This is a genomic window from Rhizobium sp. 62_C5_N11_2, assembly GCF_051811185.1.
Lineage (GTDB): Bacteria > Pseudomonadota > Alphaproteobacteria > Rhizobiales > Rhizobiaceae > Rhizobium > Rhizobium leguminosarum.
This window is the reverse complement of record NZ_JBPWPW010000001.1, coordinates 3,320,297-3,344,174: the sequence shown is the minus strand read 5'-3', so window position 1 is coordinate 3,344,174 and position 23,878 is coordinate 3,320,297. Positions and strand designations below refer to the sequence as shown.

22 protein-coding genes are annotated in these 23,878 nt (G+C 61.2%); 20 read left to right on the top strand and 2 right to left on the bottom strand.

Translation table 11 applies throughout. From position 1 onward, the window contains the following. The first annotated feature begins 156 nt into the window (after positions 1-156). The 7 genes from AB8B31_RS16730 (at position 157) to AB8B31_RS16700 (ending at position 6,794) form a co-directional block, all read left to right on the top strand. On the top strand, positions 157-1,059 hold the full coding sequence (locus AB8B31_RS16730; protein WP_017965841.1) for a branched-chain amino acid ABC transporter permease: 903 nt from the start codon (positions 157-159) through the stop codon (positions 1,057-1,059). A 4-nt stretch (positions 1,060-1,063) separates the two neighbouring features. After that, the gene (gene livM / locus AB8B31_RS16725) at positions 1,064-2,455 is read left to right on the top strand and encodes a high-affinity branched-chain amino acid ABC transporter permease LivM (protein WP_018243306.1); all 1,392 of its coding nucleotides are present in this window, start codon (positions 1,064-1,066) and stop codon (positions 2,453-2,455) included. Beyond that, positions 2,455-3,330 carry an ABC transporter ATP-binding protein gene (locus AB8B31_RS16720; RefSeq protein WP_018446887.1) on the top strand — a complete coding sequence of 292 codons (876 nt, stop codon included), beginning with the start codon at positions 2,455-2,457 and terminating at the stop codon, positions 3,328-3,330. The genes livM and AB8B31_RS16720 overlap by 1 nt, the downstream gene beginning before the upstream one ends. Beyond that, on the top strand, positions 3,330-4,073 hold the full coding sequence (locus AB8B31_RS16715; RefSeq protein WP_018243304.1) for an ABC transporter ATP-binding protein: 744 nt from the start codon (positions 3,330-3,332) through the stop codon (positions 4,071-4,073). The genes AB8B31_RS16720 and AB8B31_RS16715 overlap by 1 nt, the downstream gene beginning before the upstream one ends. A 19-nt stretch (positions 4,074-4,092) precedes the next feature. Next, entirely contained in the window at positions 4,093-4,446 is a 354-nt protein-coding gene (locus AB8B31_RS16710; RefSeq protein ID WP_018243303.1) for a DUF6867 family protein, read from the top strand. 120 nt (positions 4,447-4,566) lie between these two features. After that, positions 4,567-5,688 carry a branched-chain amino acid ABC transporter substrate-binding protein gene (locus AB8B31_RS16705; protein WP_018243302.1) on the top strand — a complete coding sequence of 374 codons (1,122 nt, stop codon included), beginning with the start codon at positions 4,567-4,569 and terminating at the stop codon, positions 5,686-5,688. Between the two features lie 134 nt (positions 5,689-5,822). Beyond that, on the top strand, positions 5,823-6,794 hold the full coding sequence (locus AB8B31_RS16700; RefSeq protein WP_018243301.1) for a 2-hydroxyacid dehydrogenase: 972 nt from the start codon (positions 5,823-5,825) through the stop codon (positions 6,792-6,794). 21 nt (positions 6,795-6,815) lie between these two features. Here the strand turns inward: AB8B31_RS16700 and AB8B31_RS16695 are convergent, their stop codons facing one another. Both AB8B31_RS16695 and AB8B31_RS16690 read right to left on the bottom strand, forming a co-directional pair. Next, positions 6,816-7,733, bottom strand: coding sequence for a response regulator transcription factor (locus AB8B31_RS16695; RefSeq protein WP_018243300.1), 918 nt, complete (start codon positions 7,731-7,733; stop codon positions 6,816-6,818). Then, positions 7,726-11,112, bottom strand: coding sequence for a hybrid sensor histidine kinase/response regulator (locus AB8B31_RS16690; protein ID WP_018243299.1), 3,387 nt, complete (start codon positions 11,110-11,112; stop codon positions 7,726-7,728). The genes AB8B31_RS16695 and AB8B31_RS16690 overlap by 8 nt, the downstream gene beginning before the upstream one ends. A gap of 179 nt (positions 11,113-11,291) precedes the next feature. Between AB8B31_RS16690 and AB8B31_RS16685 the strand changes: the two genes are divergently transcribed. From AB8B31_RS16685 to ureC, 13 genes are all read left to right on the top strand, one after another. Further along, positions 11,292-13,196: an acid phosphatase gene (locus tag AB8B31_RS16685; protein ID WP_026188503.1), complete on the top strand. Its 1,905-nt coding sequence runs from the start codon at positions 11,292-11,294 to the stop codon at positions 13,194-13,196. A 187-nt stretch (positions 13,197-13,383) separates the two neighbouring features. Beyond that, positions 13,384-14,676, top strand: coding sequence for an urea ABC transporter substrate-binding protein (gene urtA / locus AB8B31_RS16680; protein ID WP_018243297.1), 1,293 nt, complete (start codon positions 13,384-13,386; stop codon positions 14,674-14,676). 115 nt (positions 14,677-14,791) lie between these two features. Beyond that, a complete protein-coding gene (urtB, locus tag AB8B31_RS16675; RefSeq protein ID WP_018243296.1) occupies positions 14,792-16,429 on the top strand; it encodes an urea ABC transporter permease subunit UrtB in 1,638 nt (545 codons plus the stop codon). Beyond that, entirely contained in the window at positions 16,426-17,589 is a 1,164-nt protein-coding gene (gene urtC, locus AB8B31_RS16670; protein WP_018243295.1) for an urea ABC transporter permease subunit UrtC, read from the top strand. Before urtB ends, urtC begins: the two co-directional genes overlap by 4 nt. Positions 17,590-17,594: 5 nt before the next feature. Further along, the gene (gene urtD, locus AB8B31_RS16665) at positions 17,595-18,350 is read left to right on the top strand and encodes an urea ABC transporter ATP-binding protein UrtD (protein WP_018446880.1); all 756 of its coding nucleotides are present in this window, start codon (positions 17,595-17,597) and stop codon (positions 18,348-18,350) included. Between the two features lie 70 nt (positions 18,351-18,420). Then, positions 18,421-19,116, top strand: a complete 696-nt coding sequence (urtE, locus tag AB8B31_RS16660) for an urea ABC transporter ATP-binding subunit UrtE (RefSeq protein WP_018243293.1) — start codon at positions 18,421-18,423, stop codon at positions 19,114-19,116. Positions 19,117-19,266: 150 nt separating this feature from the next. After that, entirely contained in the window at positions 19,267-20,088 is an 822-nt protein-coding gene (locus tag AB8B31_RS16655; protein ID WP_018517017.1) for an urease accessory protein UreD, read from the top strand. A 112-nt stretch (positions 20,089-20,200) separates the two neighbouring features. Then, the gene (locus AB8B31_RS16650) at positions 20,201-20,503 is read left to right on the top strand and encodes an urease subunit gamma (RefSeq protein WP_018243290.1); all 303 of its coding nucleotides are present in this window, start codon (positions 20,201-20,203) and stop codon (positions 20,501-20,503) included. Between the two features lie 10 nt (positions 20,504-20,513). After that, on the top strand, positions 20,514-20,765 hold the full coding sequence (locus AB8B31_RS16645) for a DUF1272 domain-containing protein (RefSeq protein ID WP_018243289.1): 252 nt from the start codon (positions 20,514-20,516) through the stop codon (positions 20,763-20,765). Between the two features lie 10 nt (positions 20,766-20,775). Next, positions 20,776-21,081 carry an urease subunit beta gene (locus AB8B31_RS16640; protein WP_018243288.1) on the top strand — a complete coding sequence of 102 codons (306 nt, stop codon included), beginning with the start codon at positions 20,776-20,778 and terminating at the stop codon, positions 21,079-21,081. Positions 21,082-21,103: 22 nt separating this feature from the next. After that, positions 21,104-21,511, top strand: a complete 408-nt coding sequence (locus AB8B31_RS16635; protein WP_018243287.1) for a lysozyme inhibitor LprI family protein — start codon at positions 21,104-21,106, stop codon at positions 21,509-21,511. A 16-nt stretch (positions 21,512-21,527) separates the two neighbouring features. After that, complete coding sequence (locus AB8B31_RS16630; protein WP_018243286.1) at positions 21,528-22,151, top strand: hypothetical protein; 624 nt, start codon at positions 21,528-21,530, stop codon at positions 22,149-22,151. 3 nt (positions 22,152-22,154) lie between these two features. Next, positions 22,155-23,867 carry an urease subunit alpha gene (ureC, locus tag AB8B31_RS16625; protein ID WP_018243285.1) on the top strand — a complete coding sequence of 571 codons (1,713 nt, stop codon included), beginning with the start codon at positions 22,155-22,157 and terminating at the stop codon, positions 23,865-23,867. The last annotated feature ends 11 nt before the right edge of the window (positions 23,868-23,878 follow it).

The following is a 23,878-nucleotide window of genomic DNA, read 5'->3' as shown; positions in this document are numbered from 1 at the left end:
CTGTTCTGACAAGAATCTGTCGGAGTAAATCCTTTTTGTCTTCACATTTCCAACGAAACCGCTATGCATTCGGCCTATGAGGTTCTCTGAAACGGAGAACTGAAGAACCAAAAAGAGATGCAGCGTGTTTCGCTCGCATCCAGGGGAAAACGACATATGGAGTATTTCGTCCAGCAGCTCTTAAATGGGCTGACGCTCGGATCCATCTATGGCCTTGTGGCTATTGGCTATACGATGGTTTACGGCATTATCGGCATGATCAATTTCGCCCATGGCGACATTTTCATGCTCGGTGGTTTCGCCGCTCTTATCGTCTTCCTCGTCCTCACATCCATCTTCGCAGGTCTCCCGGTGGCAGTTCTGCTGCTGGCGATGCTTGTCGTCGCGATGTTGATGACGAGCTTGTGGAACTGGACGATTGAGCGCGTCGCATACCGTCCCCTGCGCGGTTCCTTCCGCCTGGCGCCGCTGATTACCGCGATCGGCATGTCGATCACGCTGTCCAATTTCATCCAGGTGACGCAGGGTCCACGCAACAAGCCGATTCCGCCGATGGTGAGCTCGGTCTACCAGTTCGGCAACATTTCGGTGTCGCTGAAACAGATCATCATCATCGTGATCACGGCAGTGCTGCTCACGATCTTCTGGTACATCGTCAATCGTACCGCACTCGGCCGTGCCCAGCGCGCCACTGAGCAGGATCGCAAGATGGCAGCGCTGCTCGGCGTCAACGTCGACCAGACGATCTCGATCACTTTCGTTATGGGTGCGGCACTCGCAGCCGTCGCCGGCACGATGTACCTGATGTATTATGGCGTCGCCTCGTTTAACGACGGCTTCACGCCCGGTGTGAAGGCCTTCACGGCAGCCGTTCTCGGCGGTATCGGTTCGTTACCCGGCGCCGTCTTCGGCGGCCTCCTTATCGGCCTTATCGAGTCGCTGTGGTCGGCATACTTCACCATCGCCTATAAGGACGTCGCGACCTTTGCGATCCTGGCTTTCGTGTTGATCTTCAAGCCGACCGGCATCCTCGGGCGGCCGGAAGTCGAGAAGGTATAACGTCATGGCAAACATCGAAAATTCTGCAGGCAAGCCCGATGCCGGACTTGTCCGCAAAGGCCTTACCGAAGCTCTTTTCGCCGCCGTCCTGTCGTTCGGCATGTTCGTTCTCTATGTCGGCCTCAAGACTGACCAGAACATCAGCAACGAGCTGATCATTGTCCAGCGCTGGGGCCTGCTTGCGATCTTCGTCGCGGTCGCCGCCATCGGCCGCTTCGCCACGGTGGTTTTCCTGCGGCCGCATCTCGATAGCCGCAAGCTGGCAAAGTCGAGACAGGGCGAACTCGACATCTCAACCGAGAAGAGCTTCTTCCACCGGCATTTCCTGAAGATCGCGCTGATCGCGCTGCTGCTTTATCCCATGGTGGTGGTGGCGTTCAAAGGCCCTCAGGGCTCGCTGACATATGTCGACAATTTCGGCATCCAGATCCTGATCTATGTAATGCTCGCCTGGGGGCTGAACATCGTCGTCGGCCTCGCCGGCCTGCTCGACCTCGGTTATGTCGCCTTCTATGCTGTTGGCGCTTATTCCTACGCGCTGCTTTCGAGCTATTTCGGCCTGTCCTTCTGGGTGCTGCTGCCGCTTTCGGGCATCTTCGCGGCACTCTGGGGCGTCATTCTCGGCTTCCCGGTGCTGCGCCTGCGCGGCGATTACCTGGCCATCGTGACGCTTGCCTTCGGTGAAATCATTCGTCTCGTCCTCATCAACTGGACTGAAGTGACGAAGGGCACTTTCGGTATCTCGAGCATCCCGAAGGCAACACTCTTCGGCATTCCCTTCGATGCGACGGCCGGCGGCTTTGCCAAGCTCTTTCACCTGCCGATCTCCTCGGCCTATTACAAGATCTTCCTCTTTTACCTGATCCTGGCGCTCTGCATGCTGACGGCCTATGTCACCATCCGGCTGCGCCGCATGCCGATCGGACGCGCCTGGGAAGCCTTGCGCGAAGACGAGATCGCCTGCCGTTCGCTCGGCATCAACACGGTCACGACCAAGCTCACCGCCTTTGCGACGGGCGCGATGTTTGCCGGTTTCGCCGGCTCGTTCTTCGCCGCCCGCCAGGGCTTCGTCTCGCCGGAATCCTTCGTCTTCCTGGAATCGGCCGTCATTCTCGCTATCGTCGTTCTCGGCGGCATGGGTTCGTTGACCGGCATCGCGATTGCCGCCATCGTCATGGTCGGCGGCACCGAGTTGTTGCGCAGCATGGACTTCCTAAAACTCATCTTTGGACCCGATTTTACGCCGGAACTCTACCGCATGTTGATCTTCGGCCTCGCCATGGTCGTCGTCATGCTGTTCAAGCCGCGCGGCTTCGTCGGCTCGCGTGAGCCGACAGCCTTCCTCAGAGAGCGCAAGGCGATATCCGGAAGCTTCATCAAGGAGGGCCATGGTTGATGAGCCCCGTAACGAATACGATGTCTGATGACACTTTGCTCAAGGTCGAACACCTGTCGATGAAGTTCGGCGGCCTGATGGCCATCAACGACTTCTCCTTTGAAGCCAAGCGTGGCGATATCACCGCGCTGATCGGGCCGAACGGTGCTGGCAAGACCACCGTCTTCAACTGCATCACCGGCTTCTACAAGCCGACGATGGGCATGATCACGTTCAACCAGAAGAGCGGCAAGCAATACCTGCTGGAGCGCCTGCCGGACTTTCGCATCACGAGGGAAGCCAAGGTCGCACGCACCTTCCAGAACATCCGGCTGTTCTCCGGCCTGACCGTTCTCGAAAACCTGCTGGTTGCCCAGCACAACAAGCTGATGAAGGCATCGGGTTATACGATCCTCGGCCTCATCGGTGTCGGCCCCTATAAGCGGGAAGCGGCCGGGGCGATCGAGCTTGCCCGTTTCTGGCTTGAGAAGGCCGACCTGATCGACCGCGCCGACGACCCCGCCGGCGACCTGCCCTACGGCGCCCAGCGGCGTCTCGAAATTGCCCGCGCCATGTGCACTGGCCCCGAGCTGCTTTGCCTGGATGAACCGGCTGCCGGCCTCAACCCCCGGGAATCGGCAACGCTCAACGCGCTGCTGAAGAGCATTCGCGCCGAAACAGGAACGTCGATCCTGCTGATCGAGCACGACATGTCGGTGGTCATGGAAATCTCCGACCACGTCGTCGTCCTCGAATATGGTCAGAAGATTTCCGATGGCACGCCGGATCACGTGAAGAACGATCCGAGGGTTATCGCGGCCTATCTCGGTGTCGAGGATGAAGAAGTGGAAGAGGTGATCGCAGCCGTCGAGCAGCTCGAAGGAGGCGCAAACTGATGGGCGATGAAGTAATGACCGGTCAACCGCTCCTTCAGGTCAACAGCGTCGAAACCTATTACGGCAATATCCGCGCGCTGGCCGGCGTCGATGTCCACGTCAACAAGGGCGAGATCGTCAGCCTGATCGGCGCCAATGGCGCCGGCAAGTCGACACTGATGATGACGATCTGCGGCAGCCCGCAGGCCCGCACCGGTTCGGTGGTCTTCGAGGGCCGCGACATCACCCGCATGCCGACGCATGAAATTGCCCGTCTACGCATTGCACAGTCGCCAGAAGGCCGCCGCATCTTCCCGCGCATGACGGTTCTGGAAAATCTTCAGATGGGCGCAGGCCTCGACAATCTGAAACACTTCGCCGAAGACGTCGAGAAGATCTTCACGCTCTTCCCGCGTCTCAAGGAACGTCACGCCCAGCGCGGCGGAACGCTTTCGGGCGGTGAGCAGCAGATGCTGTCGATCGGCCGCGCGCTGATGGCGCGCCCGAAGTTGCTGCTTCTCGACGAACCCTCGCTCGGTCTTGCGCCGCTGATCGTCAAGGGCATCTTCGAGGCGATCAAGAAGCTCAACGAGGCGGAGGGGCTGACCGTTTTCCTCGTCGAGCAGAACGCGTTCGCCGCCCTCAGGCTTTCTCACCGCGCCTACGTGATGGTGAACGGCAAGGTGACGATGAGCGGCTCCGGCAAGGAGCTTCTTGCCAATCCCGAGGTCCGCGCCGCCTATCTCGAAGGCGGAAGACACTAGGTCGAAAGGAGAGTTTGACATGCAGGGACTTTTCTTCGAAGCGGATGTCGGCCCCCTTGTGGCGATCCGTGTCATCGTCTTGCTCTTAGGCTTCTGGACGGCCTGGCGCGCCGGCAAAGCGGTTGCCGAGGGCTGGAGCGACTATCCGCTGGTCATCGTCTATACATTTCTGCTCGCCTGGGCGATGCAGTTCCTGCATCATGCCCTGTTCAATGGGCCAATGCTTAGCACCTTCTACTATATCCTCGATTTCGTGACGCTGCTGGTCTTCTCGACGGCCGGCTTCCGCCACCGCCGCACCAATCAGATGGTTAACAACTATTACTGGCTGTACGAAAAGACTTCCGCGTTTTCGTGGAAGGACAAACATTGACAGTCCGTTGAAACTAGGCATGAATTGCCTTCCGAGTGGAACAGCTTTCCTGGCGCAGTCAATGGTGGGTAGTGCGCTGGGCCTTGGACCGGAACCCGCCCAAAAATTGGGAGTAATAATATGAAGAAGTCTCTTCTGTCGGCAGTGGCTCTGACGGCGATGCTCGCCTTCAGCGGCAACGCGTGGGCCGACGTTCTCATCGCTGTCGCTGGTCCGCTGACTGGTCCGAACGCCGCGTTCGGCGCTCAGCTCCAGAAGGGTGCTGAACAGGCGGCCGCCGACATCAACGCTGCTGGCGGCATTAACGGCGAGCAGATCAAGATCGAACTCGGCGACGACGTCTCCGACCCGAAGCAGGGCATTTCGGTTGCCAACAAGTTCGCTGCTGACGGCGTCAAGTTCGTCATCGGCCACTTCAACTCGGGCGTTTCGATTCCGGCTTCGGAAGTCTATGCCGAAAACGGCATCCTCGAAATCACCCCGGCCGCGACGAACCCGACCTTCACGGAACGGGGCCTCTGGAACACGTTCCGCACCTGCGGCCGTGACGACCAGCAGGGTGCCATCGCCGGCAAGTATCTTGCCGATCACTTCAAGGACGCCAAGATCGCTGTCGTTCACGACAAGACCCCCTACGGTCAGGGCCTTGCCGACGAAACCAAGAAGGCTATGAACGCCGCCGGCGTGACGGAAGTCATTTACGAAGGCATCAATGTCGGCGACAAGGACTTCTCGGCCCTCATCGCCAAGATGAAGGAAGCCGGCGTCTCGATCATCTATTGGGGTGGTCTGCACACCGAAGCCGGTCTCATCATCCGCCAGGCGGCTGACCAGGGCCTGAAGGCGACGCTGGTTTCGGGCGACGGTATCGTTTCGAACGAACTGGCCTCGATCGCTGGCGACGCCGTCGCCGGTACGCTGAACACCTTCGGCCCCGATCCGACGGCGAACCCTGCGAACAAGGAACTCGTCGAAAAGTTCAAGGCCGCTGGTTTCAATCCGGAAGCCTACACGCTCTATTCCTACGCTGCGATGCAGACGATTGCCGGGGCCGCCAAGGCTGCCGGCTCGCTGGATCCTGAGGCCGTTGCCAAGGCTATGAAGGAAAAGGGCCCGTTCCCGACCGTTCTCGGCGACATTTCGTTCGATGAAAAGGGCGATCCGAAGATCCCCGGCTACATCATGTACGAATGGAAGAAGGGTCCGGACGGCAAGTACAGCTACTTCCCGCAGGGCATGTAAGCTTCGCTCCCCTTTATGGGACATGATTATCGAAGCCCGGTTCCGACCGGGCTTCTTTCTTTTTGCGGACGTTTCAATTTTCGCCTGGCTGGTCTAACTCTTGGCATCGTTTTGAAGCGTTGAGTGGAACCGTCATGTCCAAACCCCGCATTCTCGTCACCCGGCGCTGGCCAGCCACGGTGGAAGCCGTCCTTGCCGAACGTTTCGACGTGACGTTCAATCCTGACGATATTCCGCTCGGTGAAAACGAGCTAAGGCTGGCGCTCTCGACTTATGATGCCGTATTGCCGACGGTTTCCGATCGGTTGCCCGCCGCTGTCTTCGACGGCGTGCCTGTTGTCACCAAGATCCTTGGCAATTTCGGCGTCGGCTACAATCACATCGATATATCCGCTGCCAGGGAGAGAGGCATTGCGGTCACAAACACGCCGGGCGTGCTGACCGACTGCACGGCCGATATCGCCATGTTGCTGCTGCTCTCCGTTGCCCGGCGCGGCGGTGAGGGCGAGCGGCAGGTACGCGCTGGTGCATGGAAGGGCTGGTGCCCGACGCATATGGTCGGCGCCAAGGTGACCGGGAAGACGGTCGGCATCATCGGTTTCGGCCGAATCGGCAAGGCCTTCGCGCAACGCTGCCATTTCGGCTTCGGCATGGACGTGGTGTTCTTCAACCGTTCGCCGGTCGATCCACCGGAGGCGGCGCGTTACGGCGCGCGGCAGCTGCCGACGATCGAGGCCGTGCTGGCGGTGGCCGATTTCGTCTCGCTGCATTGCCCCGGTGGAGCGGAGAACCGACACCTGATAAATGCGGCACGGCTTACGGCGATGAAGCCGGGCGCCTTTCTCATCAATACGGCGCGTGGCGACGTGGTGGATGAGGCGGCGCTGATTGCAGCGCTCAAGGCGGACACAATCCGCGGCGCCGGGCTTGACGTCTACGAGGCGGAACCTGATGTGCCGGAGGCGCTGCGGCGGATGGAGAACGTCATGGTGCTGCCGCATCTCGGCAGCGCCACGGAAGAGACGCGGACCGCCATGGGCATGAAGGTGGTCGACAACGTGGCGGCGTTTTTCGAGGGCAGGGATGTGCCGGATCGGGTGGTTTAGCGACCAGCCGCCAACGCCATCTCACATCTCGTGCAGCACATGCGTGGCCTTCACGGCGGCTGAGGCACGGTTCTCGACGCCGAGCTTCACATAAATCTGTTCGAGGTGCTTGTTCACCGTTCGCGCCGACAGTCCCAATATTTCGCCGATGTCGCGGTTGGCCTTGCCCTTGGCAATCCAGAGCAGCACTTCGGATTCGCGCTGGGTGAGCGAAAACCGCTGGCGCAGCACCGCGTCGTCGCTGCGCTGATTGGCGGCAGTGAGGCGGAAGAGATATTCGTCAGGGCCGATTGCGCCGAGGAAGGCGAGCTGCAGCGCCGCTTGGCCGGCATGGGCAACGGAGATGATGCCGTCGCGCACCGCGGCGACGCGGTCGCGCATCCAGTCGGCGATATGGTGGACGACGATTTCCATGCCGTCGTCGCTGCCCATGGCCGCATTGACCAGCCGTGTGGCTTGCGGCGTTGACCAGTGGATGGCACCGTCGCCCTTGACAGCAAGCAGATGGCGGCCGGCCGCGTCCAGCGCGATGCGGGCGCTTTGGGCCGAGCGAGCGTTGCGCAGATGGACACGGATGCGGGCGCGCAGTTCATCGATGTTGATTGGCTTGCTGAGATAATCGACGCCGCCGGATTCCAGCGCGTGCACGACATGCTCGGTCTCGGTCAGGCCGGTCATGAAGATGACAGGCACCTGTGCCACCGCGGCATTCGCCTTCAGCCGACGGCAGGTCTCGAAGCCGTCCATGGCGGGCATCACCGCGTCGAGCAGGATGATATCGGGCGTGATGCGCTCGACGATACCAAGTGCGGCCGTGCCCGACGTGGCGATCAGCACCGAGAAGCCGGATTGTTCGAGTGCGTCGGTCAAGAAGCCGAGTGCTTCGGCCGAGTCGTCGACGAGCAGAACGATGTCGCGGGGGAGGGCCGGCTCAGGCAATGGGTTCCACCTTTTCGTCGAAGTCGTGCAGGAAGGTCATGAAGCCGGCAAGATCGAAGGCGGCGACATAGGCGCGAAGTTCCTCTGTGAATGGCTGATTTGCCTCCACCTTGGCAAGGTCGGAAAGCTTGGCTTCGATACCTCTGATATAGCCGATCTCGCCGAGCCGCAGCAATTCCTGGATATGGGCAGCGCCTGGGCTCAGCATCGGCGCTTCGATCTTAACAGGAACGGCTGGCGCGGCATCGGCAAAGATCCATTTCAGGCCAAGATGCAGGGCGAGCTTGTCGCGCAGCTGGCGGATGTCGACCGGTTTGCCGATCGCATCGTTATGGCTGTCGTCACTGTCGCTGAGAACCGCTGCATCACCAATATTGGCCGAAAGCATCAGCACTGGCGCCGTCTGACCGGCCTCGCGCAGACGCGAGACGAGCTGCCAGCCGTTCATGCCGGGCATCAGGATATCGACAAGGAAGAGGTCCGGTATGATGCCCTCGATCAGCGTCAGGCATTCGCCGCCGCCTGCCGCCGTCAGCACGATGAAATCGAGCGGCGCCAGGATTTCGCGCATCATCTCGCGGTGGTCCTCGTTATCGTCGACGACCACGACCGTGCGGCGCGGGCCGTCGTAACCGACAATGCGCTTTTCTTGCGGTGCGGCGGCCACGGCGCGCATGACGCCGGACAGCATCAGCCGGACCCGGAAGGTCGAGCCTTCGTCCTTCACGCTCGAGACCGAAATCTCGCCGCCGAGCGTGTTGGTCAGAAGCCGGGTGATGGTGAGGCCGAGGCCAAGCCCCGGCATTGGCCGCACGCTTTCGGCCTCGCCGCGCTGGAAGGGTTCGTAGATGCGGGTCAGGTCTTTCTCCGTGATGCCGCGGCCGGTGTCAGTGACGGTGAAGGTCGCGACTTGGCTGCGATAGCCGACATCGAAGGTGACGCTGCCTTCGTCGGTGAACTTGATGGCATTGGAGAGCAGGTTGACCAGGATCTGGCGCAGGCGCTTTTCGTCGGTACGGACGAACTGCGGCAAGGCCGGCGAGCGCTCATGGATGAAGGTGAGCCCCTTTGCCTGCGCCTGCGGGCGGAACATATCGACGATCTGGTCGAGGAAATCCTGGATGTTGATCTCGTTGGAATAGACCTGCAGGCGGCCGGCCTCGATCTTGGAAATATCGAGCAGGCCGTCGATCAGCCCGGAGAGGTGTTCGGCGCTGCGGCGAATGACCTTGATCGAGGATTGGCGCGGCGCCGGGATGGTCTCGTCACGTTCGAGGATCTGGGCGTAGCCGAGTACGGCGTTCAGCGGCGTGCGCAGCTCATGGCTGAGCCCGACGACGTAGCGGCTCTTGGCGCGGTTGGCGGCCTCGGCCGTCTCCTTGGCGTTCTGCAGGGCGGCGTCGGTCTTCTTGTGGGCGGCGATTTCCTTGAGCAGCAGCGTGTTCTGGCGCGAGGATTCCTCCTCGGCAACGACGCGGCTGTCATGGGCGAGCACATAGAACCAGCAGACAACGCCTGAGATTACCGAGAAGACGAAGAAGACGATGAAGATGGTGCGGTTGACGACTTCGGCGGTCGCGGGTGAGGCGGAGGCGACCTGATGGGCGATCATCGCCAGGATCGCGCCGATGGCCGTCAATGCGAGCACGACGGCGATGCCGTAGCGGCCGAGGCGCGTCGTCAGCTTCCCCAGAATGGTTTCCGGCAGCAGCGCCTTGGCGACGGTGCCGACCTGCGCGTTGAAACGGGCGGCGGGCTTGCACATATCGTGGCAGCGGCTGTCGAGCGAACAGCAGAGCGAGCAGATCGGCGCGGCGTAGGCCGGGCACCAGGCCATGTCCTCCGGCTCGAACGGGTGTTCGCAGACCGAGCAGGTAATGCTCGTCAGGTTCTTCCAGCTCTGGCGCGGCTTGCGGGCGAGGTAGAACTTGCCCTTCGTCGCCCAGGCGATGACAGGCGAGGCGATTAGGGCGATGACGAGGGTGATGTAGGGGGCGAGCGAGGCGGCGATGTCGCCGAAGGCACCGAAATGGGCGATCAGCGACACCGTCGCCGACAGCGTCATGGCGCCGAGGCCGACCGGGTTGATGTCGTAGAGGTGGGCGCGCTTGAACTCGATGCCGGGGGGAGCAAGGCCCAGCGGCTTGTTGATGAAGAGATCGGCGGAGATCGTGCAGAGCCAGGCCATTGCGATGATCGAGAAGATGCCGAGCGTCTCCTCCAGCAGCCGGTAAATGCCGAGTTCCATCAAAAGCAGGGCGATTGCGACGTTGAAGACCAACCAGATGACGCGGCCGGGATGGCTGTGGGTCAGCCGCGAGAAGAAGTTCGACCAGGCGAGGGAGCCTGCATAGGCATTCATCACGTTGATCTTCAGCTGCGAGACGACGACGAAGGCAGCCATCAACAGCAGCGCCGCATTGTGCCAGGGGACCATGTAGCCGAAGGCGGTCAGATACATCTGCGCCGGGTCGGCGGCGCGATCGAGGGGCACACCCGAGGTGAAGGTCAGCACGACCAGGAATGAACCGGCAAGCAGCTTCGGGGCGCCGATGATGACCCAGCCGGGCCCGGCGAGAAAGATCGCCAGGCGATGGCGCCACTTGCGCTGTGGATCCGGCGGCAGGAAGCGCAGGAAGTCGGCCTGTTCGCCGATCTGCGACATCAGCGCCAGGATGACGGCAGAAGCAGCGCCGAACTCCACCAGATCGAATTCGGCGACGGTGCCGGGCGGACCGGAGGCATGGCGGATGCCGGCAAAGGCGCGCCAGAGATCGAATTTTTCCCAGTCCAGCAAGGCGATGAAGATGAAGGGTAGGATATTCAGCACGATCCAGAAGGGCTGGGTCATCAGCTGAAACTTGCTGATCAGCCGCACGCCGTGCGTCACCAGCGGGATCACCATGACGGCGCTGATGATGTAGCCGATCCAGAGCGGGATCCCGAGGGTAAGCTCCAGCGCCCCCGACATGATCGAAGCCTCGATCGCAAACAGCATGAAGGTGAAGCTTGCATAGATCAGCGAGGTGATGGTCGAGCCGATATAGCCGAAGCCCGCGCCACGCGTCAGAAGATCGATGTCGACACCGTGGCGGATGGCGTAGCGGCTGATCGGCAGGCCGATCGCCAGCATGGCGACCGAGGCGACGATAATGGCGTAAAAGGCGTTGGTGGTGCCGTAGGAGAGAGTGATCGCGCCGCCGATTGCCTCCAGCGCCAGGAAGGAGATCGCGCCGATCGCCGTCTGCGAGATGCGCTGCGAGGAGAAATGGCGAGCGCTCTTTGCGGTGAAGCGCAACGCGTAATCTTCCAGCGTCTGGTTGGCGACCCAGCGATTGTATTCGCGTCTCACCGGAATGATGCGTTGGCGCGCTGCCATGTCTTCCTTTCCGGCATTCCGGTTGGGCTCATCGTCTCTCTGGCAGTTTTGGCGGGATGGTTGGGAAAGGCAAGAGGCGGGCACCGACTGGTTCACAGAATGGCAATATATTTGCAATTGATCCGTCACGTAAGAGCTCTAACTCTCCCGGCGTTCGTTCAACCATTTCGGGTATCACCATGTCTGTTTTAAGCCTCTGCCGCCTGAGCACCGCCCTCGTCTGCCTTCTTTCGATCGTGCCATCGCTTGCCAGCGCCGAGCAGGCCACGGCGGCCAAAGTTCCTTATGTGGAGGCCGGAAACACCAACAAGCGTGGTGACGCCTGCTTCTCGACGGCAGACACCAACGCCGCCGTTCACCTTCTCTCCGGCTTCCTTGAAATCTGGACTCCGCGCACGCCTTTCGTCGATGCGGGTGTCGAGGCCCCGGCCAAGGACAATTGCCCGGCTGTCGCCAAGACGGATTGGGACGGTATTCCCGCCAGCAAGACCGACGGCCATATCGTCAACCAGGCTGTCCATGATGCGAACATCGCCTATGTCGTCAATGCGACGCGGGCGCGGACGGCCGATCAAGCGGTGGCCGCCTATCTCGACGATCGGCGCGGCAAGAATGCCAGCATTGTCGATGGTCTCGGTCCGCTGACGGATGCCTGGAAGGCCGGTTCGAAGCAGACCACCACGATCACCGCGGTGGCGGCCGACGCGACGACGGTCAAATATGACGACAAGGGCAACAATCGCGGCGCCGGCAGCAAGCCGGACGCGGAAAACAAGACCGATGCCAACCCCGACATGGGCCTTGCAATCGACTTCATCAACGCCGCAAGCGGTGACGGTTCGACGGAACCGGCCAAGCGCTATTTCAAATATGGCCGTCCCTACCGCTGGAGCCAGGACGTATCGGTCGTCCCGACGCTGGAGCCCGCCAAGAGCGGCAAGCCGGTCGAGGACGGCGGTTTCCCCAGCGGGCATACGGCGGAAGCCTGGCGGGATGCGCTCGCCATGGCCTATCTCGTGCCGCAGCGCTTTCAGGAAATGATCACACGCGCCAGCGAACTGGGTGAAGACCGCATCCTTGCCGGCATGCATTCTCCTCTCGACGTGATGGGCGGCCGGATGCTCGGCACCGCTACGGTCGTCTACAATCTGAACAAGGCCGACAATGCGGCGCTGAAGAGCGATGCTTACGCCCAAGCGCAGGCATGGCTTATCGCCAAGTCAGGCGTTGCGGATGCAGGTGCGCTCGAGGTCGCTGCCCACGCGGCACCGCTTGCCGCAGACCGTTTCGCCGATCATGACGCCAACCGAGCCTACGTGCTGCAGCGCTTGAGCTACGGCCTGCCGACGATCCATGCGACCGATCAGCCGGCGCGGGTGCCGCAGGGCGCTGAAGCGCTTCTCGAAACGCGTCTGCCCTATCTGGACGGCGAGCAGCGCCGCGACGTGCTGAAGACGACGGAGATCGCCTCCGGCTACCCGCTCCTCGACGATGTGGAAGGTTACGGCCGTCTCAACCTGTTTGCCGCCGCCGACGGTTACGCTGCGTTCGAACAGGACGTGACCGTGACGATGGACGCGGCAAAGGGCGGGTTCAATTCGATCGACACCTGGCGGAACCACATTACCGGCAAGGGCAGGTTGGTGAAGCGCGGCAACGGCATCCTCGGGCTTTCAGGCGCCAACAGCTATGCCGGCGGCACCGTGCTGGAAGAGGGCGCGCTGGTGGCCTTGTCGCCGTCGGCCTTCGGTCGTGGCGAGCTGACGGTCAATGGCGGCTCGCTCGTTCTGGCGGCCGACAAGCCTTTGACCGTGAGCGGTGACTATCAGCAACTCGCCAATGCCACGGCGAAGTCGGCGCTCGGCGAAAACGGCGCGGGCACGCTGGTTGTCGAAGGCAAGGCAGTGCTGGCCGGCGACCTCGACGTGACGATTGCCGATGGCTATGCCCCAACGCCCGGAACGAAGATCGAAATCCTGAAGGCGAGTGCCGTGACTGGCACCTTCGGCAAGTTCACGGTTTCCGGCCACAAGGCGACCCTCTCCTACGGCCCGACATCAGTCACTTTGACGATCGACGGATAAATTCCGGTATCGAGACAGGGCATCTCCCGCCGCGGGGATGCCCTTCCTTCCCTGGTCTGCCTGTTTGACCCCCGCGCCTACGTCATTTTGCGTATGTGTTTTTGCGCTGCAGCGCCCGATAGTCCCTTAAGCAACAGTTAATCTCCGTTTCCGGCCTGTTGCGGAACAAGAAGAGGGGCTCAACCAGATGAATCTCAGAACTACTATTACGGGCGCTGCACTCGGCGCCGTCATGGCGGCCTCGGCTGCCTTCAGCGGTGCGGTTGCCGCCGACGACACGATCAAGGTCGGCATTCTGCACTCGCTTTCCGGCACCATGGCCATCTCCGAGACCACGCTCAAGGACGCCATGCTGATGCTCATCGACGAGCAGAACAAGAAGGGCGGCCTTCTCGGCAAGAAGCTTGAGGCCGTCGTCGTCGACCCGGCTTCCGACTGGCCGCTGTTTGCCGAAAAGGCTCGTGAGTTGATCCAGAAGGACAAGGTTGCCGCAGTCTTCGGTTGCTGGACGTCCTCGTCGCGCAAGTCCGTTCTGCCGGTTTTCGAAGAGACCAATTCGATCCTCTTCTACCCGGTCCAGTATGAAGGCGAAGAGTCCTCGCGCAACATCTTCTACACCGGTGCTGCTCCGAACCAGCAGGCCATTCCTGCTGTCGACTACCTGATGGAAAAAGAGGGCGTCAAGCGCTTCGTTCTCGAAGGTACGGACTACGTTTATCCGCGCACGACCAACAAGATTCTCGAGGCATATCTGATTTCGAAGGGTATTCCGAAAGAAGATATCATGACCAACTACACGCCGTTCGGCTTCTCCGACTGGCAGACCGAAGTTTCCAAGATCAAGGAATTCGGTTCGGCCGGCAAGAAGACCGCCGTCGTCTCGACGATCAACGGCGATGCCAACGTTCCCTTCTACAAGGAACTGGGGAACAAGGGCATCAAGGCAACCGACATTCCCGTCGTCGCCTTCTCGGTCGGCGAAGAAGAGCTTGCCGGTCTCGACACCAAGCCGCTCGTCGGCCATCTCGCTGCCTGGAACTACTTCGAGTCGGTCGAAAGCTCTGCCAACAAGAAGTTCATCAAGGACTGGCACGCTTTCACCAAGAACGACAAGCGCGTGACGAACGACCCGATGGAAGCCGCCTATATCGGTTTCAACGCATGGGTTAAGGCCGTCCAGGCTGCCGGCACGACCGACACCGACAAGGTTCTCGACACCATCATCGGCGTCAGCGTTCCGAACCTCTCCGGCGGTTATGCGACCGTCATGCCGAACCACCACATCACCAAACCGGTGCTGATCGGTGAAATTCAGGCCGACGGCCAGTTCGAAATCGTCCAGCAGACACCTGCCGTCGTCGGTGACGAATGGTCGGATTACCTGCCTGATTCCAAGGACCTGATCTCCGATTGGCGCAAGCCGATGTCCTGCGGCAACTTCAACGTTGCTACGGGCAAGTGCGGTGGCAAGGGTTCCTGAGTACGGCCCCGATCCAATGATTGCCTGAAGGCTTCCGTCCGGGTTTGATCCCGGGCGGAAGCTCCGTCCCAGCGATTGCGCCGCGAGGCCAACACTATCAAGGGCGAGAAAGCCGATGTATCGCGCCATAAAGATTTTCCTCATCACGGTTTGCCTGACATTTTCGGGCCTGACATTTTCGGGCGTGATAATCTCGAGCGAAGCCCAGGCTCAGGACGATATCCATGTGCTCATCGACGCGCTCGGCGTCGGCGACTTCCCGGAACGCGAAGCGGCCATCAAAGCGCTGGTCGCCTCCAAGGACCAGCATGTCAGCCAGATCCTGCAGCAGTTGAGCGACGGCCTTCTCTACGTCAATTCTGATGGCGGCCCGGTTCTTCTCCAGGGCGGTACCGATGACGAACCGACCTATTCCGATCCGATCACCGGCGAACCCGCTGCAGATGTCGATCCGGATCTGATGACGAAGGTCAAGATCAACAACGCGCTTCGCGGCGTCATCAGCGCCGCCACCAGCCAACTGACGCTGATGAGCCCGGACCGTTCCGCGCGGCTTGCCGCGGCGCAGGGCCTCCTGAAAGATGCCGACCCCGCCAATCTCGACCTGCTGAACTCGGCGCTGGCGGCCGAAAAGGACGCAGAGATCAAGAATACGATGGAAGCGGCGCGCGCAGTGCTGCTGCTCAAGACGGATGCGAGCGTCGAAGACAAGAAGGCTGCGATCGATACGATCGCGGCGCGCGGTAATCGCGATGCGCTGACCATCCTCACGACCACACTCGAAACCGCGCCTGAAGACCTGAAGCCGGCGATCCAGGCGGATATCAGTTCCATCAATCGCAGCCTGGCGCTGTGGGACATCGTCCAGAACATCTGGTACGGATTGTCTCTCGGCTCGGTGCTGCTGCTTGCCGCGATCGGCCTTGCCATCACCTTCGGCGTCATGGGCGTCATCAACATGGCGCATGGCGAAATGGTGATGATCGGTGCCTATACGACCTATGTCGTGCAGGAATACATAACCTCCGCCTTTCCTGAGCTTGCCGATTATTCGCTGGCCTTTGCTGTGCCTGCGGCCTTCGTCTTTACCGGCTTCGTCGGTCTGTTGATCGAGCGCGCCGTCATCCGCTATCTCTACGGTCGGCCGCTCGAAACGCTGCTCGCCACCTGGGGTGTGTCGCTGATCCTGCAGCAGGCGGTGCGCAGCATCTTCGGCCCGACCAACCGCGAGGTCCGCAATCCGACCTGGATGTCCGGCGTATTCGATCTCGGCGGGCTCTCCATCACCTGGAACCGACTGTGGATCATCGTCTTTTCGATGGTGGTCTTTGTGGCGCTGCTCCTGCTGCTCAAGCGGTCCGCCTTTGGCCTGCAGATGCGCGCCGTTACGCAGAACCGCCGCATGGCGTCGTCGATGGGCATCCGCACCGGTTGGGTCGATGCCTTCACCTTCGCGCTCGGCTCGGGCATTGCCGGTATCGCCGGCGTGGCGCTCAGCCAGATTGACAACGTCTCGCCGAACCTCGGTCAATCCTACATCATCGACAGCTTCATGGTCGTCGTCTTCGGCGGTGTCGGCAATCTCTGGGGCACGCTGGTCGGTGCACTCTCGCTCGGCGTCGTCAACAAGTTCCTCGAGCCCTTTGCAGGCGCCGTGCTCGGCAAGATCCTGGTGCTCGTCCTCATCATTCTCTTCATCCAGAAGCGTCCCCGCGGGCTCTTCGCACTCAAAGGAAGGGCGGTGGAAGCATGATTACGGCCTTCCTTCTCCGATCACTCGATCGCAAGATCGTCATTGCCATCGCCCTCCTGCTTCTGGTCGCGGTCCTCGTGCCGGTCCTGAACCTGATGACGGGGCCGACCAATCCGCTACACGTGCCGACTTATATCATGTCGCTGTTCGGCAAGTATCTGACCTATGCGCTGCTGGCGCTGGCGCTCGACCTCGTCTGGGGCTTCTGCGGCATCCTCTCCCTCGGCCACGGTGCCTTCTTTGCGCTCGGCGGCTATGCGATGGGCATGTATCTGATGCGCCAGATCGGCACGCGCGGCAGCTACGGAGATCCTGTTCTGCCCGACTTCATGGTGTTCCTGAACTGGAAGGATCTGCCTTGGTTCTGGTACGGTTTCAACCATTTCTGGTTTGCGGCGCTGATGGTGCTCGTCGTACCCGGTCTGCTCGCCTTCGTCTTCGGCTGGTTTGCCTTCCGCTCACGCGTCAACGGCGTCTATCTCTCGATCATCACCCAGGCGATGACCTACGCGCTGCTGCTGGCCTTCTTCCGCAACGACATGGGCTTCGGCGGCAATAACGGCCTTACTGATTTCAAGGACATTATCGGTTTCAACGTACAGGCTGACGGCACGCGTGCAGCCCTCTTTGCCGCAACTGCGATCTTCCTCGCTCTATCGCTGATGATTGCTTCGGCGATCGTACGCTCGAAGTTCGGCAAGGTGCTGGTCGGCGTGCGCGATGCCGAAAGCCGCACGCGCTTCCTCGGCTACCGCGTTGAGCATTTCAAGCTCTTCACCTTCGTCGTCTCGGCGATGATGGCAGGCATTGCCGGCGCGCTCTACGTGCCGCAGGTGGGCATTATCAATCCCGGCGAATTCGCCCCTGCCAATTCGATCGAAGTCGTCATCTGGACCGCGGTCGGCGGGCGGGCGACGCTGATCGGGCCGATCATCGGCGCGATCCTCGTCAACGGCGGCAAGACGATCTTCACCGGCCTCTTCCCGGAGTTCTGGCTGTTTGCACTCGGCGGTCTCTTCGTCGCCGTCACTCTGTTCCTGCCGAAGGGCGTCGTCGGCACGATTGCGCAATATCTTGGCAAGCGGAAGCTTGTCTCCAAGGCTGCCCCGCCGGCGGCTGAGGAAGACGGTATCGAGCCGAAAATCCAGGCAGCGGAGTGAGCGCCATGATTCCCGACGTCAAACCCAATAGCGTGCTTTATCTCAACGGCGTTTCGGTTTCCTTCGACGGCTTCAAGGCGCTGAATTCGCTGTCGATCGTCATCGAGCCCGGTGAACTTCGCGCCATCATCGGCCCTAACGGCGCCGGCAAGACGACGATGATGGATATCATCACCGGCAAGACCCGGCCCGATGAGGGTGAGGTGTTCTTCAACGGTACGATTGATCTCACCAAGAAGGATGAGGCCGATATCGCTCAGCTCGGCATCGGCCGCAAGTTTCAGAAGCCGACAGTCTTCGAAAGCCATACGGTGTGGGACAATCTGGAGCTGGCGCTGAACCGACGTCGTGGTGTGTTCTCGACGCTGTTCTACCGGCTTTCGGGCGAGGACAAGGCACGCATCGAGGAAATCCTCGACACGGTGCGGCTGACGCACCGCCGCGACGAATTCGCCGCCAATCTCTCGCACGGGCAGAAGCAGTGGCTGGAGATCGGCATGCTGCTGGCGCAGGAGCCGAAGCTTCTGCTCGTCGACGAACCGGTGGCCGGCATGACCGATGCGGAGACTGCAGAAACCGCAATCCTGCTCAAGGATATCGCCAAGACCCGGTCGGTCGTCGTCGTCGAGCACGACATGGGCTTCATTCGCGACCTCGGCGTCAAGGTGACCTGCCTCGCGGAAGGCTCGGTGCTGGCGGAAGGGTCGATCGATTTCGTCAGCTCCGATCCGAAGGTGATCGAGAACTATCTGGGGCGGTGAGGGATGATGGGTCCATTGAATGTTGGGGAGGGGTCTATTGCGGTCCCACAAAGATTCGGGAGACGGCATCATGCTGACAGTTGAAAACGCAAACCTGCATTATGGCGCCGCTCAGGCGCTGCGCGGCATCTCGATCAAGGCCGAGATGGGCAAGATCACCTGCGTGCTGGGGCGTAACGGCGTGGGGAAGAGTTCTCTTCTGCGCGCCGTTACCGGCCAGCATCCGCTGTCGGCGGGCGCGGTCACCTTCAACGACACCAGGCTCAACGGCCTGCCGCCCTTTGCCCGCGCCAAGCAGGGTATCGGCTATGTCCCGCAGGGGCGCGAAATCTTCCCGCTGCTCACCGTCAAGGAAAATCTCGAAACCGGCTTTGCACCGCTTGGCCGCCGCGACCGCAACATCCCCGATGATATCTTCAGCCTCTTCCCGGTGCTGAAGTCGATGTTGTCACGTCGCGGCGGCGATCTTTCCGGTGGGCAGCAGCAGCAGTTGGCGATTGGGCGCGCCATGGTGACGCGGCCTAGGATTCTCGTGCTCGACGAACCGACCGAGGGCATTCAGCCCTCGATTATCAAGGACATCGGCCGGGCGATCCGCTACTTGCGTGACTCCACCGGCATGGCGATCCTTCTCGTCGAACAATATCTGGATTTCTGCCGAGAGCTCGCCGACTACGTCTACATCATGGATCGCGGCGAGATCGTCCATGAAGGGCTTGCCGAAACGCTGGATACACCGGAGGCCCGCCGCCATCTGACTGTCTGACCGGCAAATGCCGCATTTTGCAGCAAGGGACACGGAGCCTGGAAAATCTTCCTCTGCCTCTGCTGGTCTGCTCCAGACGGCATAGGAATTGCTTGCTTTCCGTCATCCGCGCGATTGAATGAAAACGGTGGCGCGACCGAAAGGGACGATATGACGACCGTGGCGGCGAGTACGAGACCGCAGAGAGCGGAAGGGCGCGGGCATCTGGCGGCGAAGCTGTTCGATGGCCGCACGCGCATTCGTGAACTCTATCAGGAAGGGGCGGCGAAGATCCGCCTGCCGGATACCTTCGATGCCTCGATGGAAGCAGTCATCATCAACACAGCAGGCGGACTGACGGGCGGCGACCGGATGGACTGGAGCGTTGATGCCGGCGCCGGCACGCGCATCGACGTTACCACCCAGGCTTGCGAGAAGATCTACAAGGCATCGGCCGGTACCGCCGAGGTGACGACCAGCATCGAGGTTGGAGCTCAAGCCCGTGTCGACTGGCTGCCGCAGGAAACGATCCTCTTCGACCGGGCAGCGCTTTCCCGCCGCTTGGATGTCGATCTTGACGAAGACTCCGAATTTCTGGCCGTCGAAGCCGTGCTGCTCGGCCGCAAGGCAATGGGTGAGACGGTGGAGACCGGGTTGTTTCGCGACCGCTGGCGCATCCGCCGCTCGGGGCGGTTGATCCATGCCGAAGAACTGAGGTTGTCCGACGGCGTAGCGGCCCTTGCCGCGCGCCAGGCCGTGCTCGGCGGGCAGGTGGCGTTTGCGACGCTGCTTTATGCCGGGCCGCTTTCGGAAGCCTATCTTGGCAAAGTCCGGCCGCTCGTCGAAGGATCGATGGGCGGTGCGAGCGCCTGGGACGGCAAGCTCGTTGTCCGCCTTGCGGCAGCCGACGGCTTCTCACTCAGAAAAATCCTGATCCCGGTCATTTCCGCCTTGCGAAATGGTGCGCCTGTGCCGAAAGTCTGGAATCTATGAATCTAGAGCATGATGCCGAAAAGTGTGAGCGGTTTTCGGGCGACGTCATACTCTAACTCTTTAATGTAGAACAGGATCATCCTGTTCCAGGCATGAAGCAGATGGGCAAGCAATGAACCTCACTCCGAGAGAAAAAGACAAGCTGTTGATATCAATGGCGGCGATGGTGGCACGCCGGCGGCTGGAGCGCGGCGTCAAGCTGAACTATCCCGAAGCGATCGCGTTGATCAGCGATTTCGTCGTCGAAGGCGCTCGCGACGGTCGCCCGGTTGCCGAGCTGATGGAAGCCGGCGCCCATGTGATCGGCCGCTCCCAGGTGATGGAGGGCGTTGCCGAGATGATCCACGACGTGCAGGTGGAGGCGACGTTCCCGGATGGAACCAAGCTCGTCACCGTGCACGAGCCGATCCGGTGAGGAGATAGGAATGCTCGAGCTCAGGCCCAATTGCGAATGCTGCGACAAGGATCTGCTGCCTGATAGCACTGAGGCACGGATCTGCACCTATGAATGCACTTTCTGCGCGGATTGCGTGAACGGTGTGTTGAAGGGTGTCTGCCCGAACTGCGGCGGTAATCTCGTCGCGAGACCTATTCGGCCGGCGGCCATGCTTGCTAAAAATCCGGCTTCGAGGAAGCGTGTGCTGAAGGCCGAGGGCTGTGCGCCCAAGGCGGCTTAAGGAGGACGAGATGATTCCAGGTGAGATCATTGCCGCAAGCGGCGACATCGAACTGAATGCCGGCGCGCAGACGGTGACGCTGGAGGTTTCCAATACAGGCGACCGACCGGTGCAGGTCGGCAGCCACTATCATTTCGCCGAGACCAATGCCGGGCTTTCCTTCGATCGCGCGGCGGCGCATGGCAAGCGGCTCGATATTCCGGCGGGAACGGCCGTGCGCTTCGAGCCGGGGCAAACGCGCTCGGTGACGCTGATCCCACTTTCCGGCAAGCGCGAGGTCTATGGCTTCCGTCAGCTGGTGATGGGTAAGCTTTAAGAACAATAGGCTGGAGGAATGCATGCGTTTGAATGTCTGCCTCGTCGGGGCGGCGATGTTGCTGACGGCAGGTGCGGCCTCCGCTCAGGATATCGATTGCAACAATCCTAAGACGCAATCGGACATGACTGGCTGCGAGGCGGCGCGCCATGAGGCCGCCGACAAGGTGCTGAATGCGCAATACAAGAAGACCCGGGCCGCGATGGTGGCGATCGACAAGGATCTCGACGGCGATATGAAGGGCGCAGAGCAGGCGCTGGTCAAGGCGCAGCGCGCCTGGATCGATTATCGGGACGCCGAATGCGACGCCTTCGGCTTTCAGGCCCGCGGCGGCACGATGGAGCCGATGCTGGTCGCCGGATGTCTCGCCAACATCACGGACAAACGTACAAAAGAGCTTAAAGAGCTCGAAGACACGATGAGCAATTAAGGTGATCAGGAAGATCATGATCGTCGGCAATGGTGAGATCGCGGAGGCAGAGGCAGGCATCATCGATGCCGCCGATTTCGTCGTCCGCTTCAACGATTGCCGCTCCTATGACACCGGCGGCCGGCGCACGGATGCCGTCGCGGTCTGCAATACCGGCCGTCCGGCGAAGGCGATGCTCGGTTCGCTTGAGTGGCGCGCCCATCCCGGCGTCGTTTCGGCTGGCGAAATCTGGAGCGTGCGCGACCCGGAAAAGTTCGCGGCGATGCGGGCGCCGCTTGCCGTCTCGCATCCGGAACTCGACGATTTCTGCGACGACTACACCGATGAGTTCAGCGCCTTCTGCGTCGACACCGACAAGGCGCACATCGTCATCGGCAAATCGGTTCACGAGGCCGTCGATGCCTCGCTTTCGGCCTTTGCTCCGGCGCCCTATGTCGTGCCGAGCAGTGGCATGATCGTCATTGCCGAGGTTTTGAACACATATGCCGAGGCCGAGGTGACGCTTGCCGGCTTCGGCCACTCAGGCTGGGAATGGCACCCATTTGCGGCCGAACGACAGCTTGTCGATAGTTATATTGCCGCCGGCCGCCTCACGCGGCTTGGCGGAGATACACCTGTTTCTTCCTCCCAAGGAGCCTGATGGATGCCCTATAAGATCTCGCGCGCCGCCTATGCCGGCATGTTCGGACCGACCACCGGCGATAAGGTGCGCCTTGCCGATACGGAGCTTTTCATCGAGATCGAGAAGGATTTCACCACCTATGGCGAGGAGGTGAAGTTCGGCGGCGGCAAGGTGATCCGCGACGGCATGGGCCAGAGCCAGGTGACGCGGGCGGATGGCGCGGTCGACACGGTCATCACCAATGCGGTGATCGTTGATCATTCGGGCATCTACAAAGCCGATATCGGGCTCAAGGACGGGCGCATCGTTGCGATCGGCAAGGCGGGCAATCCCGACATGCAGCCTGGCGTCAATATCATCGTCGGCCCGGGCACGGAGGCGATCGCCGCCGAAGGCAAAATTATCACCGCCGGCGGCATGGACAGCCATATCCATTTCATCGCGCCGCAGCAGATCGAGGAAGCGCTGATGAGCGGCATGACCTGCATGCTCGGCGGCGGCACGGGACCGGCGCACGGCACGCTTGCCACCACCTGCACGCCCGGTCCCTGGCATCTCGCGCGCATGATCGAGGCGGCCGACGCCTTTCCGATGAACCTTGCCTTTGCCGGCAAGGGCAATGCCTCGCTGCCGGGGGCGCTGACCGAAATGGTGCTGGCCGGCGCCACCTCGCTGAAGCTGCACGAGGATTGGGGCACGACACCAGGCGCCATCGACTGCTGCCTGTCGGTCGCCGACGAATACGACGTGCAGGTGATGATCCACACCGATACGCTGAACGAAAGCGGCTTCGTCGAGGATACGATCGGGGCCATCAAGGGCCGCACCATCCATGCCTTCCACACGGAAGGGGCGGGCGGCGGCCACGCGCCTGACATCATCAAGATCTGCGGCCAGCCGAACGTCATTCCGTCGTCGACCAATCCGACGCGTCCCTATACGGTCAATACGATCGCCGAGCATCTCGACATGCTGATGGTCTGCCACCATCTGTCGCCGTCGATTCCCGAAGACATCGCCTTTGCCGAAAGCCGCATCCGCAAGGAAACAATCGCTGCCGAAGATATTCTGCACGATATCGGCGCCTTCTCGATCATTTCGTCCGACAGCCAGGCGATGGGCCGCGTCGGCGAAGTGGCGATCCGCACCTGGCAGACGGCCGACAAGATGAAGCGTCAGCGCGGCCGGCTGAAGGAGGAGAAGGGTGACAACGACAATTTCCGCGTCCGCCGCTATATCGCCAAATACACGATCAACCCGGCGATAGCCCATGGCCTCAGCCGTGAGATCGGCTCGGTCGAAGTCGGCAAACGTGCCGACCTCGTGCTGTGGAATCCGGCCTTCTTCGGCGTGAAGCCCGACATGGTGCTGCTCGGGGGCTCGATCGCGGCCGCGCCGATGGGTGATCCAAACGCTTCGATCCCGACGCCGCAACCGGTGCACTACCGGCCGATGTTTGCCTCCTACGGCAAGAGCCTCACCAATTCCTCCGTCACCTTCGTCAGCCAGGCGTCGCTCGATGCCGGCCTGAAGGGCCGGCTCGGCGTCGCCAAGGAACTGGTCGCGGTGAAAAATACGCGCGGCGGCATCTCCAAGGCATCGATGATCCACAACGACCTTACACCCGAGATCGAGGTCGATCCGGAAACCTATGAGGTCAGGGCGAACGGGGAATTGCTGACTTGCGAGCCGGCGACGGTGCTGCCGATGGCGCAGCGCTATTTCCTGTTCTAGACCCACGTCCG

Excerpts from the sequence above, each read along its gene's own strand:
- AB8B31_RS16730 (WP_017965841.1), top strand. The coding sequence starts at position 157 with ATGGAGTATTTCGTCCAGCAGCTCTTAAATGGGCTGACGCTCGGATCC.
- livM (WP_018243306.1), top strand. The coding sequence starts at position 1,064 with ATGGCAAACATCGAAAATTCTGCAGGCAAGCCCGATGCCGGACTTGTC.
- AB8B31_RS16720 (WP_018446887.1), top strand. The coding sequence starts at position 2,455 with ATGAGCCCCGTAACGAATACGATGTCTGATGACACTTTGCTCAAGGTC.
- AB8B31_RS16715 (WP_018243304.1), top strand. The coding sequence starts at position 3,330 with ATGGGCGATGAAGTAATGACCGGTCAACCGCTCCTTCAGGTCAACAGC.
- AB8B31_RS16710 (WP_018243303.1), top strand. The coding sequence starts at position 4,093 with ATGCAGGGACTTTTCTTCGAAGCGGATGTCGGCCCCCTTGTGGCGATC.
- AB8B31_RS16705 (WP_018243302.1), top strand. The coding sequence starts at position 4,567 with ATGAAGAAGTCTCTTCTGTCGGCAGTGGCTCTGACGGCGATGCTCGCC.
- AB8B31_RS16700 (WP_018243301.1), top strand. The coding sequence starts at position 5,823 with ATGTCCAAACCCCGCATTCTCGTCACCCGGCGCTGGCCAGCCACGGTG.
- AB8B31_RS16690 (WP_018243299.1), bottom strand. The coding sequence starts at position 11,112 with ATGGCAGCGCGCCAACGCATCATTCCGGTGAGACGCGAATACAATCGC.
- AB8B31_RS16685 (WP_026188503.1), top strand. The coding sequence starts at position 11,292 with ATGTCTGTTTTAAGCCTCTGCCGCCTGAGCACCGCCCTCGTCTGCCTT.
- urtA (WP_018243297.1), top strand. The coding sequence starts at position 13,384 with ATGAATCTCAGAACTACTATTACGGGCGCTGCACTCGGCGCCGTCATG.
- urtB (WP_018243296.1), top strand. The coding sequence starts at position 14,792 with ATGTATCGCGCCATAAAGATTTTCCTCATCACGGTTTGCCTGACATTT.
- urtC (WP_018243295.1), top strand. The coding sequence starts at position 16,426 with ATGATTACGGCCTTCCTTCTCCGATCACTCGATCGCAAGATCGTCATT.
- urtD (WP_018446880.1), top strand. The coding sequence starts at position 17,595 with ATGATTCCCGACGTCAAACCCAATAGCGTGCTTTATCTCAACGGCGTT.
- urtE (WP_018243293.1), top strand. The coding sequence starts at position 18,421 with ATGCTGACAGTTGAAAACGCAAACCTGCATTATGGCGCCGCTCAGGCG.
- AB8B31_RS16655 (WP_018517017.1), top strand. The coding sequence starts at position 19,267 with ATGACGACCGTGGCGGCGAGTACGAGACCGCAGAGAGCGGAAGGGCGC.
- AB8B31_RS16650 (WP_018243290.1), top strand. The coding sequence starts at position 20,201 with ATGAACCTCACTCCGAGAGAAAAAGACAAGCTGTTGATATCAATGGCG.
- AB8B31_RS16645 (WP_018243289.1), top strand. The coding sequence starts at position 20,514 with ATGCTCGAGCTCAGGCCCAATTGCGAATGCTGCGACAAGGATCTGCTG.
- AB8B31_RS16640 (WP_018243288.1), top strand. The coding sequence starts at position 20,776 with ATGATTCCAGGTGAGATCATTGCCGCAAGCGGCGACATCGAACTGAAT.
- AB8B31_RS16635 (WP_018243287.1), top strand. The coding sequence starts at position 21,104 with ATGCGTTTGAATGTCTGCCTCGTCGGGGCGGCGATGTTGCTGACGGCA.
- AB8B31_RS16630 (WP_018243286.1), top strand. The coding sequence starts at position 21,528 with ATGATCGTCGGCAATGGTGAGATCGCGGAGGCAGAGGCAGGCATCATC.
- ureC (WP_018243285.1), top strand. The coding sequence starts at position 22,155 with ATGCCCTATAAGATCTCGCGCGCCGCCTATGCCGGCATGTTCGGACCG.